Origin of the sequence: Pseudomonas sp. BN606 (assembly GCF_029873115.1) — a bacterium.
Classification (GTDB): domain Bacteria; phylum Pseudomonadota; class Gammaproteobacteria; order Pseudomonadales; family Pseudomonadaceae; genus Metapseudomonas.
Genome location: NZ_SSOF01000063.1, coordinates 172806 through 187507 on the forward strand (window position 1 = coordinate 172806; position 14702 = coordinate 187507).

Sequence of the window (14702 nt, forward strand, 5' to 3'; positions counted from 1 at the left end):
CTACTACGAACGGCTGCGCCGGAGCTGATGCCATGGACTCCCGTCGCGAAGCATGCAGCCGTTGCATCGTCGCCTGTTCCCTGTGCATTACCCGTTTCCTGCTCGTGGAGGACGGGGCCGGACGCGGGGCCATCCGGCGTTGCCGCGAGCTGTGCGGCGAATGCATGGAGACTTGTCGGCAGATGCTCGTGCTGATGGAACAGGAGAGCCGTTACGTGGCCAGTTACGGCACCTTCTGCGCCGCAATGTGCCGGCTCTGCGCGGGGGAGTGCGCGCGTCACGAAATGGCCGAATGCAAGGAATGTCGGAAAGCCTGTGAGGCTTTGGCGCGGATGGTCGACCGGCAATCGGTGGACGTGCATTGATCTCGGAACTCGCCAAGACGCATCCGCTGAGAGCTTTCCTTGAACCAGCAAGTTAAGTGGCAGTCAGCATTCCTGATCCCCCAACCAGGTACGGAGCTGACGTCCATGATCAAGATTCGCCGACGCATCCTCTGCCTTTTCCCGCCGGACATCCGGCGGGTAGAGGAGGGTACGCATCACTTCGGTCGTGGCGCTTGTAACCCGCGCCGTGGACAGGCGAGATTGCCCGCCCTGGCCTCGGCCGCGGTCCGCATGACTGCCTGGGCGACCATGCGTACTTCTTGTTGCAGGGCCAGATCGTTGTCCAGCTCTTCGTGGCTGGTCGCATAGGGTTTGAAGTAGCCAATGTAGGGCTCGAGCCGAGCGTGGATTCCCGCATCCACGAAGCCCATCCAGTCGAGCCAGTCGGAGAGTGCTCGACGCGCCTCCCTGGTCGCTCTTCCGGGCAATGGCTTCGATCCGTTGCAATGCGTCCCGTTCGGCAAAATACGCCAGTCGGCGAAGGATTCCTGGAAGCGCTGGCGGAAGATTTCTCGTGAAGCATTTCCCGTTGCCTGGCCCTTGCGTGGTTGAGTGCCCCGATCACCTCGTGGAATCCGGAGTGGCTCCTAATCCGAATCCCATCCGCAGCCCGGGGTTCAACCTTGCAAATGGCGAGACAGGCGGCTCATGCAGGATGCAAGGAGCTGTGGCGGCGATCATGCAAATCGCAATTGGCGAGAGGTCATCGGTGAGAGCGGGACTGCCGTTCCAGCGCGAATGTTTCCATTTGTGGGCCAGGCACGACTAATGCTGGATGAAGGAACCGCGCCACCAGACAGGGAGCTCCCAAATGATTTTTTTGAATCTATTCACCGAAGCCTTTTCACAGTTCCAGGTGGACCTCAAGTCCCGACCCGACGGAACGCTGCTGCTCGTGCTGACAGACGAAACCGGGCATCCCTTGCGCAAGGCCATCAGCGGCCGCGCGCTGCATGACGAGGACTGCGCGCGCGGGATAATTCGGGAGCTACAACGCGAGATGAAACTTGCCAGCGGCGAGGCTATCTGGCACGCGCGCGGCATCGATTGGGTGTCTCGGGAACTGCCGACCTATTACGGCGGTGGGCTACACATGACCGCAGCGAAAACCCTGGTGGCCCGCCGCAAGCTGGAACACTCGCGGCATATCGCTACGAACTGATCGCACTGATCCGCCCGTCTTGCTGCACGGCCAGCCGATCAACCCCACTCCGAATCCGCTGTGCTCAGCCGTGTGCGCGACGCTCCTTGTCGCTGTCCGGGATGCGCGGGTCGGGATCTTCGCGTGGGGGACTATCGGGTATCACCCCTGGAGGTTCTTCCCGCTCGATCTGGGAGCCGGGGTCTTCGTTTCCCGGATCGTCGATAAGGGGCTGTTCGGGAATCGGCCGTTCTTCGGTACCCATGGCGTTTCTCCTCGGGTGTCAGGGAAGCGGTGCGGCGCCGTGCCAGTCTGCCATGAGTTCGCATTCCTCGGCGCAGAGCTGGCAGGCCCTGGCGCACTCCTGGCAATGGTTGTTGCCATGAACCGCGCACTCCTCGCCGCAGTCGATGCAGACGACCAGGCACACGTGGCACATGGCCGATGCGTATTCGCTCTCGCGAATCATCAGTGAGGCACAGGAGTGACAGATATCGGCGCAATCACGGCACAGCTGAATACAGCGGGTGAGGGTGGCCGCACGTTCTTCGCTGAGACAGGCCGCCATGCAGCTTTCACATGCGGTGGCGCAGCTGCTGCAGGCGGCGATGCAACTCTGGAAGCGGTGCTCCTCGTTCATGGCTGGGCCTCCAATGGAAGCGTACTCGGACAAAGCGTCCGACCTACTCACGGGCACCCACGTCGACGGCGAGGCTCTGCGCCATCTTCAGGTGCTCTTCCAGCTTGGGCAGCATCCTGGAGGCAAAGTCGCGGATGGTTTCGTCTTCGGAATTGGCTGCAGTGTGGAAGAGTTCAACGGCGGCCTTGTGCGCTTCGATCTGGTTGTTGGCATAGGCCTTGTCGAAGGATGCGTCACCGCGCATTTGCAGAATTTTCGCCTTGGCCTGTTCAGTCAGGCCGGGAGCTTCGGATATCTTCAGGTCCTGCTTGCTCGCCAGGGCCTGGAGTTGTTCGTTGGCTGCCGAGTGGTCGTCGACCATCATCCGCGCGAATGTCTTGACCTCCTCACTAGTGCCTTTTTGCAGCGCCAGCTTGCCGGACTCGACTTCGGCGAGGCTGGCGGCTGATGCCTGACCAACGAAGTCTTGTGGGCTGATCTCATCCTTGGCCTGCACCGAAGGAGCAAGCGCCAGCACTGCGCACAACACGACTATCAGGTGTTTGAGCGAATGAGTCATGGTGAGATCCTCAATTCGTGAAGGTCACGCTAGGTAGAAGAGGAGGGCACGAGGGAAGTTCAAGAAAGTTTGCGGGCCCTGCGCGCGAAGGCAGTTCGAACCTAAGCGCGCTGCCGTCCTCACAACCCCAGGACCCCCCGGTGGCCGAGCCCTCCTGGGCGGTAAGCCGGTCCCGCCGAGGGCTCGCCAACCCGCGCTCTACCGGAGGTAACCTGCCTGGCCTTAAAAAACCTTCCGCCGCAGCACCAGGACCGCCAACCGGGACTGGAGTCCGACATGCAGCCAGCCCCGCAGTACTTGTCGGCAGCCAATTGCGCCGGGCAGCCTTCCGCAGTAGCACCGGCCTATGTCTACCTGGCCAGCAGCGACTCCTCTTGCAAGAGCGGACAGGTGCTGCGCGTGAATGGCGGCACGGTAGTCAATGGCTGAACAGGTAGAGGTCGCCCCCGCGCTCAGACCGTTTTCGCATGGCGCAGGGATTCCTTTCATTAGCTCCCGCCATATGCTGGCCAATTGGTCAGAAATAGAAACGACCGTTTTGATTCTCCGGACGCCCTTGCGATGTCAAGGACTTGCGCGGGCTTCGGCACGAGCAAGGAAAGGAAAGCGAACATTCAACCCCGGCATTCTGATGGCGAACTGATGCTGGAATGCCCGGCGGGTCTGCAATGTCCTGCAGGGCCAGGAGCGAAATGAAACTGAACGTTTGAGCGACGGGTCGGTTCGGACTAGGGGAATGCCACGCGCATTCTCTTCACCCCAACCATCCGGAGATAACGACCATGAACGAACAAAAAGGCGGTAAAGGCAGCTTCACCGAGGATCGTGACCGCGCATCCGAAGCAGGAAGAAAAGGCGGCCAGCAAGATGGCGGCAACATCAAGAAAGAGCCGGAACGTACCCCTGCTGATACCGGTCGCAAAGGCGGCCAGCAAGGCGGTGGCGGCGGACGCAACAACTGATCACCGTCGCTTTGATCGAATCGGCGGCCAATGCCGCCGCTTCAATGTTCCACCCTCGCGTCAATGCTCGTCCGGGATCAATCGTCAGCTCATTCCAAGGCACCCGCCTCAGCACCGCCTTTCGCCCATTAACTCGAACTCCCCGTCGGGGCACCGGTCAGCAACATATCTGCCCACTGGTGGATGACCGTCGAATAGCCAGGAGAAGGACATGAATGCGATCACACTGTTGAAACAGGACCATGCAGTGGTCAGGCAATTGCTGGAGAAGCTCAGCGCCACCACCGAACGCGGTGTGAAGACGCGGATGGAGCTGCTGAACCGGATCAGCGGCGAGCTTGCTGTGCACACCGAAATCGAGGAACGGATCTTCTATCCGGCTTATGTGAAAGCAGGTGGCAAGGAAGAACAGAAGATGTTCTACGAAGCCATGGAAGAACATCGCACCGTGGACAGCCTGGTGCTGCCCGACCTGCTGAAAACGCCGGCCGACTCCGTGCAATTCTCCGGCCGGATCAAGGTGCTCAAGGAATTGCTGGAGCACCACCTCCAGGAAGAAGAGCAGGACATGTTTCCCAACGCGGCAAAGTTGCTGAAGAAGTCCGAGCTGGAAGAGCTGGGCAAGCACATGGAAAACCGCAAGCGCGAGCTGAAGCAGTCCCTCGACCACGCGGCATGAGGCCATGGACCTGCTGCCATTGCGGCGGCAGGCTGCGCTGCTCACCGAACGGAAACCGCTGAAGTGCGAGGCACTGAACCGCCTAATCTGTTGGCACTTAGCGAGCTCAAATGAAGTTTCCCTCAGTCGAGAACCACACCGACTCGTTACATCACGTCACTAATGATGTTCAAAACCCCGTCTTTATCCCCCTGAGTCAGCGCCCTAAATTCGCCTCCAACACCTGCCCATCATGCCGATGGGAGGTCGCAGGAGAGCTGTCATGCCGTTTTTCAACGTGACCACCACTGAATACCGCAAAAAAACTGCGGAGGCTCAGTCATGACTCCGTACGTGAACATCGAGTTCGTTTCCGACGTGGTGTGCCCCTGGTGCGCTCTAGGCGCAGCGGCGCTAGACCAGGCCATCGAGAATCTGGCCGGCGAAGTGCTGGTCGAACTGACATTCAAGCCGTTCGAGTTGAATCCGGATATGCCGCCCGAAGGCGAGCCTGCGACCAGGCACATGATGCGCAAGTATGGGCGTAGCGCCGAAGAAGTTGCCGCAAGAAACGAAATGGTGATCGCCCGTGGCCAGGCCATCGGATTCCAGTTCGACCTGGAGAAGCGCAGCCACTTCTACAACACCTTCGATGCCCATCGGCTGTTGTTCTGGGCGTGGCAGGAAGGGCGGCAAATCGATCTCAAGAAAGTCCTGCTTCGCGCCTACTTCACCGACGGCCAGAACCCGAGTGATCAGGAGACATTGGTGCATCTGGCGGCCGAAGCGGGGCTCGATGCGGTGCGTGCGAGAGAGGTGCTGGCAACCGGGGCGTTTGCCAGCGAGGTGCGTGAGCTTGAAGCGTTCTACCAAGTTCGTGGCATCAGTTCGGTACCGGCCTTGATCCTCAACGGCCGCCACCTGGTGTCCGGTTCGCAGTCCGTCGAGTACTACGAGCAAGTCCTGCGGCAAATGGCGCGGACCCCAGCCGAAGCCTGATCAACCGTTCTTCCCAACCCCCGTGTACCTGGAGGTTCATCATGAGCAATGCAAGAAAAGTCGTTGTTGTCACAGGCGCATCCCAAGGCATCGGTGCGGCTGTGGTCAAAGCCTTCCGCGATCTCGATTACCGGATTGTCGCCACGTCGCGTTCGATCAAGCCATCCAGCGACCCGGATATCCTCACCGTGGCGGGTGACATCGCCGACCCTGCGACCGCCGAGCGAGTGATCGGTGAAGGTATCGCGCGCTTTGGCCGTATCGACACCCTGGTGAACAACGCCGGAATCTTCGTCGCCAAACCCTTTACCGACTACTCCCGCGAAGACTACGCCGCTGTACTGGGGGTGAACCTCGGTGGTTTCTTCTACATTTCCCAGCTCGCGATCACCGAGATGGAGAAACAGGGCAGCGGCCACGTCGTCAGCATCACCACGAGCCTGGTCGACCACGCCATCGAAGGTGTGCCGTCGGTACTGGCGTCGTTGACCAAAGGAGGCATCAACGCGGCGACCAGGTCCCTGGCCATCGAATACGCCAAGCGCGGTATCCGTGTGAACGCGGTCTCTCCCGGCATCATCAAGACCCCGATGCACGGCGAGGAAACCCATGAGGCGCTGGGCCGGCTGCACCCGGTCGGACACATGGGCGAGACCAGCGATATCGTCCAGGCCGTCGTCTATCTGGACAACGCCGGTTTCGTCACCGGTGAAATCCTGCACGTCGATGGTGGTCAGAGCGCCGGACACTGATACTTGCGCGCAGCGCCGTCGAACGCTTCCGACGGCGCTGCGCGCATTCAGTTCCAGGTTTTCGCTGTGTACCAGGGGCGCTGTATGCGCAGCACCAACCGGTCGATCTGCGGCACCAGCAGGTTGGCGGCCAGCACAGCGAAGCAGAGACCATCGGCATAGAGCCCAAATTCGCGAATCAATTCAGTCAGGGCGCCAATGGCCAGGCCGAAGAGTATGCGACCACCACGTGTGTCGGGACTGGTGACCGGATCGGTCGCGATGAAAAAGGCGGTGAACAGATAGCCACCGAGGCTGAGGCTGTACAGGCTTTCCAGTGGACTATGACCCGCGGCCAGGCACAGCAATACCGTGCTGGTGAGCATCGCCAATGGAATCTCGATTCGGATCACCCGCAGGACAGCCAGTATCAAACCACCGGCAATATAGCCATAGCCCGACAGGTTGGGGGTGATCGGCGTGAACTGGTTCTTGGCCAACTGGGTGGCGCCGGCGAACGCATCGAGGTCAAGGCGTGGCACCAGCTGCAACTGTTGTAGAAGAACCGCCTTGGCATCCAGGGTGAGGGTCCAGGGGGCATAGTTCGATGGAGCGGGGTACAACTGCTGGTAGAAGCAGATCGCGATGATCCCCAAGCCGACCATGGCGGGGTTGAGTCGGTTGCGACCAAGGCCACCACTGCCGTGTTTACACAATGCGAGAGCGGCAAAACTGGCCAGGGCGATCATCCACAACGGCACCAGCAGCGGCAATGCCCGAGCCAGGATCAGACCTAGCACCAGCCAGCTCAGGTCGCTCAAACCCTCGCGTACATTGCGTCCGCGCAGGCGCAGCAGGCCGGCTTCGAAGACCATGGCGAGCAGTACGCACCAGAAGGTCTGCATCCACACCACGACGCCAAATTGCCAGGCGTACAAGGCGGAGCCCGGCAGGAGACACAAGCTGACCAGCAGCATCACCGTGCGCAGTCGGTACGGGGTGGGACCGCTGATCAGGCTCATGAACGCAGCTCCGTCTTGCTCTGGCGGAAACGCTCGCGCAGCGGCAGGTTGCTCGGACAGGTGCTGCTGCAGCTGCCGCATTCGATGCAGGCATACAAACGCAGTTCTTGCAGGCTGGCCTTGTCATGGCGTTCGGCGGCAGCGTAAAGATCCAGCGGTCTGAGGGACATCGGGCAGACATCCACACAGCGCGTACAGCGAATGCAGCTGCCTGCGGGTTGGGGGGCCGGAAGGTAGCGCTCGGCGCCGAATATCAGGCAGCTACTGGTCTTGCTGATGACGGCAGTAGGGTCCGGTAGCGGCTGTCCCATCATCGGCCCACCAACCTGTGTCAACTGGCCTTCGGGGGACGCACCAGCAATCGCGCGCAATGCGCTGACCGGGTAGCCCACCGGCACCATGACATTCCCGGGTCGCTCGCAGGCGCCGGTCAGCGTCAGCACGCGTGATATCAGTGGTTCGACGTGGAAGACGGCCTGTCCCAGGGCATAGAGCGTCGCGACATTCAGCGCCAGCACTCCGATATCGGCGGGCAGGGTCCCTGGCGCGAGGTTGCGGCCACTGAGGCTCTTGATCATCAACGGCTGCCCCCCGGCCGGATAACGCTCGGGCAGCGGGCATATTTCGATTCGGGTGCGCGCCTGGCGCGAGGCTGCGCGCAACGCGGCCATCGCCTCAGGTTTGTTGGTTTCGATACCGAAACGGGTGAGTGCTATTCCCAGCAGAGCGGCGAGGTAGTCAGCGGCCTCGATCAGTGCCTCGGCACGTTCGCGCATGAGACGGTCATCGCAGGTCAGGAAGGGTTCGCATTCGGCACCGTTGATCAGCAGCAGGTCGGGGTGCTGAGCGCCGGCCAGCTTGAGGGCGGTCGGGAAACCCGCTCCACCAAGGCCAACAATGCCCATCTGCATTGCCCGTTCGACCAACGCCTCGGGGGTTTGTGGCAGCCCCAGCACTGGGCGTTCGATCCACTCATCCAGGCCATCAGCATTCAGAACGACAGCCATGACCGGTTCGGCCGAGTCGGCCGCGTAGGCCAAACCAATCCGTTCCACGACGCCGGAGGTGCTGGCATGCACCCAAGGGGTGTTGTCATCGCCGATACCGATAACCTCGCCTTTGCGCACATGCTGTCCCGGCTGGACGCAAGGCTCTACACATCGACGACCCCGTTCAAGCGGGATCGCCAGTTGTATGTTTTCGATTGCGACCGGCGCAATCGGGTTGGCGTTGGATAATTGCTTGTAGCCTTTGAGCTTGATCCCACCATGCCAACTGCGCTGTGAGGGGGAGGCGATGGCCAACAGGCGGCGCCAGAAGGGCTTCTGTTGCGGCTGACGCTGAGCGCGGGCGTGGTTCTGCATGCGCTCGACGCCATGCGACGAAGGGTTAGACATTCACTGTCCTCCAATTTTTATTCGGCAAAAAACTCCCCTGCGCACTAATGCACAAAATGTTTTTTTGCTTCCTGGAAGTTGAGCGAAAAGCGAGGGCGACGCCTGATAACTCTCGGGACTCAGAGCGCCGAAAAAATGCTTTGTTCGGTTTTTGATCAAAATGACTGATGAACGGTAGGCCAATTGCCACACTTCGAGGCATCGCATCCAACGCCTGCGCAGTGCTCCCAGGCCCTGGCACGGGTAATCCGCACTGGTCAGAGCCTACCTTCGACCGACATGCGCAACACCCAGCGACTTGACCTAGCGCGGGCGCGTGGAAGCCATGTCGGGTCTTGAGTGAGCCGGATTGAGCCAACTTGTGGGACATGCTGGGGCCATTTCCGGCAATGCAGCTTTACTCTCTGGTAAGCCGTTAGTGCCGGCAGTTTGGGTAGGTTTCCACGCGCCCGCGAAGCGCGGCCGGGGTCGCAGAGGTATCGATAGATGCGCGCTAGCCTGCTGGTGATGCTTTTGACATTGCTGTTTGGCTGCGGTGAACGGATCGAGCGCGTCTCCGGACCGACCATGGGGAGCACCTATTCGATCCAGTACGTGCCCACCGAGCAGACACCCGACTTGCAGCGAATAAAGACCGAAGTCGAGGCGATACTCGGGGCGCTCGATCGGCAGTTCTCCATCTGGCGCGGCGACTCCGTGGTTTCCCGCTTCAACGATCTGCCGGCCGGTGCCTGTCAGGCGTTGCCCGAAGATATGCATCGCTTGCTGACTTACGGCGAGTTTCTGTTCCGCGAGAGTGGCGGGGCTTTTGACCTGACGGTGCTGCCTCTGATGAATCTCTGGGGCTTCGGCCCGCATTCACGGGGGGTGACGGTACCGGATGCAACCGCGCTGGCACGGGAGCAGGCACGAGTGGGGCTCCAGCACTTGCGCCTGGATGGTGAAAAGCTGTGCAAGGAAGTAGCGGCGCAACTGGATTTCGACAGCATGGTCGCCGGCTATGCGGTGGATCGGGTCGGCGACAAGCTTTCGGCCCTGGGTGTCCAGGCGTACCTGGTCGAGATCACCGGCGAACTCAAGGCGATCGGCCGCAAGCCGAATGGCTCGTCCTGGCTCATCGCCCTGGAGGTGCCCAGCGGCGAGCACGAGCAACAAATGGAGCGCGTCATTGCGCTGGATGGCTACGCCGTTTCCACCTCCGGCGATTACCGCAACTATTTCGAGGAAGGTGGCCAGCGTTATTCGCACACCTTCGATCCACGCGTCGGCAGACCCGTGAAGCATGCGCTGGCGGCAGTGACGGTAGTCGACCCTTCGGCGCTGCATGCCGATGGCTTGTCTACCGTGCTGATGGTGCTCGGCCCGGAGGAGGGCTATGCCTTCGCCGAGCGACATGACCTCGCTGCCTATTTCATCATGCGCAAGGGGCAGGGCTTCGCTGCCCGAGCGACGCCTCGATTCGAGTCGTTGTTTCCAGGGCAAGTCAAGAAACAGTAGTTGAAGGAAAGCCAGCCTCCAGGTCGACCAAGCGCCAGGGTAGGGGAGTCCGGCTCTTCCCTGGACTGGGAGGTCATGGTCGACAGCGGCCCCTTGTGATGGATCAGAGTCGCCGGACGTGTGCCCGAGCTGTCAACCTGCGCACGCCATCGGCAACACTTGGCTGCGCTTAAGGTCGAACGCCAGGAAGTATCGGCTAACTTCCGCCGACGCGGATGTGTAGTGCACCGACCATCCCAGGTGGTCGGCCACGCGCTTGACGATAGACAAGCTCAAACCAGTCGCGTCGAGGTCAGGGGGAAGTCGATCGGCCGTATGTTTCTCAATGGCATCAGGGCCTCCCGTTCCACGGCCCTCAATCACGATGCCACTGGAATTCAGCCGGACCGTTATTACGCCTTTTCTAGTATGCAAGCTGGCATTACGTAGAAGGTGGCTTACCGCGATGGCAACCAGCTCCGGAATGGCGGGGACCATCACGTCTTCACTCGAGATAAACTCGATCGCCAAGGACTTTCCCTGCAGCAGTTGGCAGCGTTGCAGTTCCTGCTCAATCAGCGGACGCAAGGCTACACGGAATGGGTGAGCATTCTCCGGCACCCGCGCCAGCTCCAACAAGGCGCTCATCTGTTGGGAGATGTCCGCAGCGTTATGCCGAATACGCTCGGTCATGGTCAGCAGTTTGGGATAGTCCTTCAAACGCCGCGCCAAAACTTCTGCGGCGCCGAGCAAGATCGTCAGCGGATTGCGCAATTCATGACTGACGTCGGCTGTGAACCAACGCTCGCGCTGGAGGGCTCGGCTAAGTTGGTTAGTACGATCCTCGATTGCACGGGCCAATACGCCGATCTCGTCGGCTGCATCGAGCCCGGGAAGCTTTTCCTCTCGCTGCTCATCCTGAACTGCAGAGGCCAGCTCGGTCAGGGGCAGAATCACCCGGCTTGCGCTGGCCCGTCCAACTAGTAGTGCCAATACGAGGCCGCCAAGAAACGCCAGGCTCAAGGCAATATAGGTACGGTCTTCAATTGCTTCGAAGTCGCTTTGGTCATCCACTACGGCGTAGCGCTGGCCGTCCGCCTCGCCAATCAATACGTGCAACGTCCGACCACTCAGACGCAATTCATGCGTCCCAGGGCCCAATCCCTGCAATGTCTTAGGCAACTGCTGGCCGACGAAGAAACTCAGGTCGCTCGTCTGCAGCTGCGTTGTGCTGCTTAAGCCTGAAGTCCAGAGTTCGGATACACGAACCAGACGCTTATCGATCAGTTGCTTCTCGATCTCCTCGATCACGAAGAAAGCCGAGCCGGCGAACACTCCACCGATGATCGCCGCTAACAGCACAAAGGCGGCGACCATGCGGCCACGTATCGAATTATGGTTCTTCATCGGCTGCCACCAAGCAACGACCCGTTATGGTTGTGTTGGAAATTTTAGGCTGGGCGGCGGAGACACTGAGTGGCGAGCATGCGCCAAGCGACGCAGAGCTACCCCCGCAGGATCAACGGTCGCTGGCGAGACCGCTTGCTTCGATTGCTCCAGGTTCCCTGCGTCCGAAGGTCCATCGACAGTCGCAGGGATGGCTGGGGTCTGCGGGATCGTCCAGCTACCGACTCGTTCAACCCACCTGGAATATCCGCATCATCTCGTGGTCCTCATGCGAGAGGATGTGGCAGTGCCATACATATTGTCCCGACTTGTTGAAGTGGGCTTTTATCCTGACCATCTGGCCCGTGGGATTGCCGGACTCGGGCTCCGGGTTTCCCGGCAACGCCATGACCATGTCCCTGGGGGCCGCCTCGAAGTACTCCGTTCCGACGGGCGCGGGGGAGAAATTCCCGACGAAGGAAATTTCTGGGGCCTCGCCGGTCATGCCGTCGTGCTGATGGGTCATCTGCGAACCTGTGACCTGGTACTCGAATACCTGGCGGTCGAGGATCTCGAAGTTCACCAGATGCAGGTGGACCGGGTGGGCGTCGGCGGTGAAGTTGTAAATCTCCCATATCTCCGTGGTGTCCGCGCCGGGCGTCTCGGTGGTCGGCTGGAACCACGCGTAAGCGGTGGCGACGTTTGTGGTGTTGAGGTTGCCATCCTTGACAGTGCCCAGCAGAGGCTGGAGTCGCCCGAATTGATCCATGCCCTCGAAGAGCGCGACCCTGCGGGTCGAGGCATCGCCGGATACGCCCGCATAGCTGGGAAGGCTTTCGGGGCTGAAGTTGTCGGGCACGGCGGACTTCGGCTTGACCACATCGAAGGCCATGATCCGGTCGGTTTGGCGATCGTCGAACAGGTCTTCCGGGGCAAGGTCTTCACCGAAAGCACCGCCAAACGGCGTATCACCCCCGAGGTTTTTCATGATGACGCGGCTACCGGCGGGGACCTGAGAGAAGTCGATGACGACGTCGTAGCGTCCGCCTGGCTCGAATACCAGGGTGTCAGTCTGGCGCGGCGTGCCAAGTCCCTGGTCGCTGCCGATGACCCAGAAGGGCAGCGGTGCGCCAGCGCTCGAGTGCTTGGGATCCGTGACGAGCGGAGCGACGGCCACGAACTGGAGCACCATGAACCGCGAGTCGCAGGCATTCACCAGGCGCACGCGATAGTGACGCGGCTCGACATTGGCCTTGGGCCAGATCTTGCCGTTGACGACGATGTGATCGCCGAAGAACTCGGCCAGCGCGGTCGGGCCACCGTTGGGGAAGAGGTCGGGAGGAAGGATCGCGCCTTCGCCGGTGATGAAGTCGGCGTAGGCGGGATCGCCAGGAAAGGCCGGATAGAACAACGCGCCCTTCTCGGTGAACATCCGGTCCTGGATGAGATAGGCCAGCTCGTAAGGATAGGCGGGTAAGTTCAGTGGGTTGCCCGCCAGCCCGGTATCGAACTCGTCGCGGACGAAGTACTGACCTGCGAGGCCGGCATAGACGTTGAGCCGGGTAATGCCCAAGGCGTGGTCGTGATACCAGAGGTGGTTGGCTGGCACACCGTTGTTGTAGCGGAAGCGGTCGGTGAAGCCGCCATCAACGAAGTCCCACTGAGGCCCCCTGACCTTGGCATAGGGGCTGTAGAAGAACTCGGGATTTCCGTCGAACTGGAAATCGCTGTTCCCGCCATGGAGGTGAGTGCTGATCGGTACCCCATTCTCCCTGATGCTGAAATTCCGGTAGTCCACGCCGTTGGCCGAGTGCTCACCGTGCAGCGAGTAGCACCAGTGCAAGTTGGTGTCGAGGGGAAGGAGGTGCTGCCTGCTCAACAGTTCGTTCCGCCAGCGCACGATGGTTTCGTCGGCTCCGCCGGCCGAACTGCTGACAACCTGGATGGTCTGGCCCGGCCAGCTCACGGTCTTGTTGCCGTAGCCCCAGACTCGGGTCCACAGCCTCTTCTGGTTCTTCGGGTTGACAAGCCCTGTCTGTTGCTCGGTTTCACTCAGGCGAATGTTGAAATTCGGGAGTTTGCTTGGATGGCCGTCGCTGTTGAGGTCCTTGAACAGGAAAGCCGGGTCCAGCGCGTTGGGTGCAAGCTCGACGAACTTCGGCTGCAGTGCCGGATCACTCAATGAACCGACATTCGAAAGGAGCGCGACCGCCTGGGCCTGGCGTAGAAAGGGATGGCTGGGAAGCAGGTAGGCGCCTGCGGCGAACGCACTGTACTGCAGGAGCTGGCGTCTCGTGAACATGTCGAATTCCCCCATGCAAGGGACGAGAGACTGGTAGGGCCCTTATCCGCAATCAGCTGGAGGAAGGGTTGATCTCTTGTGCGACCTGCACGGATGGTTCGAATTGATCTAAATCAATCGTCGAAGTTGCAGGATGCAATTGCGCGCATGAGCGGTGCTGCCAGGGGAACGACCGGTATCGGGAGACAGATATGTGCAGCGGCAGGGGGAGGCAGGCCAATACGGTGACTCGGACCTGATGGGAGCGGAGTAGCGAGTGCGGCAAGCCCTTGAGTGACGAACGCCAGACTGTTCAGCAGTTCGCTAAGTGGTATGTCAGTCAACTCGACCGGGGCGCTGTGACGGCAGGACCGTCCCAGTCAAGCGGCCGTTCCGAACCCCTTGTTTGATATGGATCAGTACAAGCAATGTTTTACGCGGCAACTTGAAAACGAACGCTTCAGCCAAGGCAACTCCAAGGCTCGGATAGCAACCACTTTCTACCGGTCAGGTCGCTGTTCACTTGAGCGACTAAACGGTAATTGGAGTTTCCAGCTGCCCTGTCCGGTTACGCCCTCACGGCGTGTCCGGGAAGTCCATCACTATTCGGAGATCGCCATGAATACGCATTCCAAGTCGCTGATCGCTGCGCTGCTCATCTGCACCCCACTGATCGCCCTGGCCGCTGAAGAGCCCGCCCCGCAGCAACCGCCTGGTGCACCTGCGCAAGCTGATAGTCCGTCACTGCCCATGCACGATCAGGCCATGGCCGACCAGATGCGAAAAATGCAGGCTGCCCACGACAAGATCGCCATTGCCAAAACCCCGGCCGAACGCCAGGTGGCCATGCAGGAAGGCATGGTGGCGATGAAAGAGGGCATGGCCATGATGCAGCTGAACTGCAAAGGCAAAGGCATGCACATGGGTATGAACGGGAATAATGATGCGGGTATGGGAATGATGGACATGATGATGAAGATGATGGATCAGCAGTCGCACATGATGAAAATGCCGATGGGCCAGTGACGCAGGACTTGCAGGGCTCGAAACGCTCCGTGGGTTAG

At 60.4% G+C, this 14702-nt stretch carries 16 protein-coding genes and 1 pseudogene; 9 read left to right on the top strand and 8 right to left on the bottom strand.

What is annotated here, in order from left to right; all coding sequences use genetic code 11:
* Window positions 1-32: 32 nt before the first annotated feature.
* The gene (locus E8E75_RS11890; protein ID WP_280358884.1) at window positions 33-365 is read left to right on the top strand and encodes a hypothetical protein; all 333 of its coding nucleotides are present in this window, start codon (window positions 33-35) and stop codon (window positions 363-365) included.
* Window positions 366-541: 176 nt separating this feature from the next.
* Here the strand turns inward: E8E75_RS11890 and E8E75_RS11895 are convergent, their stop codons facing one another.
* A complete protein-coding gene (locus E8E75_RS11895; protein ID WP_178123513.1) occupies window positions 542-814 on the bottom strand; it encodes a hypothetical protein in 273 nt (90 codons plus the stop codon).
* 383 nt (window positions 815-1197) lie between these two features.
* Here E8E75_RS11895 and E8E75_RS11900 point away from each other — a divergent pair, with 383 nt between their 5' ends.
* On the top strand, window positions 1198-1548 hold the full coding sequence (locus E8E75_RS11900; RefSeq protein WP_280358887.1) for a DUF3509 domain-containing protein: 351 nt from the start codon (window positions 1198-1200) through the stop codon (window positions 1546-1548).
* A 64-nt stretch (window positions 1549-1612) separates the two neighbouring features.
* Here the strand turns inward: E8E75_RS11900 and E8E75_RS11905 are convergent, their stop codons facing one another.
* The 3 genes from E8E75_RS11905 to E8E75_RS11915 are packed head-to-tail and all read right to left on the bottom strand — an operon-like array spanning window position 1613 to window position 2726.
* On the bottom strand, window positions 1613-1792 hold the full coding sequence (locus E8E75_RS11905) for a hypothetical protein (RefSeq protein WP_120651102.1): 180 nt from the start codon (window positions 1790-1792) through the stop codon (window positions 1613-1615).
* A gap of 18 nt (window positions 1793-1810) precedes the next feature.
* Complete coding sequence (locus tag E8E75_RS11910) at window positions 1811-2167, bottom strand: four-helix bundle copper-binding protein (RefSeq protein WP_120651103.1); 357 nt, start codon at window positions 2165-2167, stop codon at window positions 1811-1813.
* A gap of 43 nt (window positions 2168-2210) precedes the next feature.
* The gene (locus tag E8E75_RS11915) at window positions 2211-2726 is read right to left on the bottom strand and encodes a DUF4142 domain-containing protein (protein ID WP_153919977.1); all 516 of its coding nucleotides are present in this window, start codon (window positions 2724-2726) and stop codon (window positions 2211-2213) included.
* 318 nt (window positions 2727-3044) lie between these two features.
* On the opposite strand from E8E75_RS11915, the pseudogene E8E75_RS11920 reads away from it, so the two are divergent.
* From E8E75_RS11920 to E8E75_RS11940, 5 genes and pseudogenes are all read left to right on the top strand, one after another.
* A pseudogene (locus E8E75_RS11920) lies at window positions 3045-3155 on the top strand (NAD(P)-dependent oxidoreductase); the annotation flags it as partial.
* A 353-nt stretch (window positions 3156-3508) separates the two neighbouring features.
* Complete coding sequence (locus E8E75_RS11925; RefSeq protein ID WP_120651105.1) at window positions 3509-3688, top strand: KGG domain-containing protein; 180 nt, start codon at window positions 3509-3511, stop codon at window positions 3686-3688.
* A 211-nt stretch (window positions 3689-3899) separates the two neighbouring features.
* Window positions 3900-4367 (top strand): hemerythrin domain-containing protein, encoded by a 468-nt coding sequence (locus E8E75_RS11930; RefSeq protein WP_120651106.1) that lies wholly within the window; start codon window positions 3900-3902, stop codon window positions 4365-4367.
* A 321-nt stretch (window positions 4368-4688) separates the two neighbouring features.
* Window positions 4689-5345 carry a DsbA family oxidoreductase gene (locus E8E75_RS11935; protein ID WP_153919975.1) on the top strand — a complete coding sequence of 219 codons (657 nt, stop codon included), beginning with the start codon at window positions 4689-4691 and terminating at the stop codon, window positions 5343-5345.
* A gap of 41 nt (window positions 5346-5386) precedes the next feature.
* Window positions 5387-6097, top strand: coding sequence for an SDR family NAD(P)-dependent oxidoreductase (locus E8E75_RS11940; protein WP_120651108.1), 711 nt, complete (start codon window positions 5387-5389; stop codon window positions 6095-6097).
* Between the two features lie 47 nt (window positions 6098-6144).
* Here E8E75_RS11940 and E8E75_RS11945 read toward each other — a convergent pair whose 3' ends face one another.
* On the bottom strand, window positions 6145-7098 hold the full coding sequence (locus E8E75_RS11945; protein ID WP_120651109.1) for an RnfABCDGE type electron transport complex subunit D: 954 nt from the start codon (window positions 7096-7098) through the stop codon (window positions 6145-6147).
* A complete protein-coding gene (rsxC, locus tag E8E75_RS11950) occupies window positions 7095-8495 on the bottom strand; it encodes an electron transport complex subunit RsxC (RefSeq protein ID WP_280358893.1) in 1401 nt (466 codons plus the stop codon). The genes E8E75_RS11945 and rsxC overlap by 4 nt, the downstream gene beginning before the upstream one ends.
* Before the next feature lie 486 nt (window positions 8496-8981).
* Here rsxC and E8E75_RS11955 point away from each other — a divergent pair, with 486 nt between their 5' ends.
* Window positions 8982-9992, top strand: coding sequence for an FAD:protein FMN transferase (locus tag E8E75_RS11955; RefSeq protein WP_280358894.1), 1011 nt, complete (start codon window positions 8982-8984; stop codon window positions 9990-9992).
* Between the two features lie 132 nt (window positions 9993-10124).
* Here E8E75_RS11955 and E8E75_RS11960 read toward each other — a convergent pair whose 3' ends face one another.
* Window positions 10125-11378, bottom strand: a complete 1254-nt coding sequence (locus E8E75_RS11960) for a HAMP domain-containing sensor histidine kinase (RefSeq protein ID WP_120651112.1) — start codon at window positions 11376-11378, stop codon at window positions 10125-10127.
* A 229-nt stretch (window positions 11379-11607) separates the two neighbouring features.
* Window positions 11608-13659, bottom strand: a complete 2052-nt coding sequence (locus E8E75_RS11965; RefSeq protein WP_178123511.1) for a multicopper oxidase domain-containing protein — start codon at window positions 13657-13659, stop codon at window positions 11608-11610.
* Between the two features lie 390 nt (window positions 13660-14049).
* Here E8E75_RS11965 and E8E75_RS11970 point away from each other — a divergent pair, with 390 nt between their 5' ends.
* Window positions 14050-14664 carry a hypothetical protein gene (locus tag E8E75_RS11970; protein ID WP_306109942.1) on the top strand — a complete coding sequence of 205 codons (615 nt, stop codon included), beginning with the start codon at window positions 14050-14052 and terminating at the stop codon, window positions 14662-14664.
* Window positions 14665-14702: the final 38 nt, after the last annotated feature.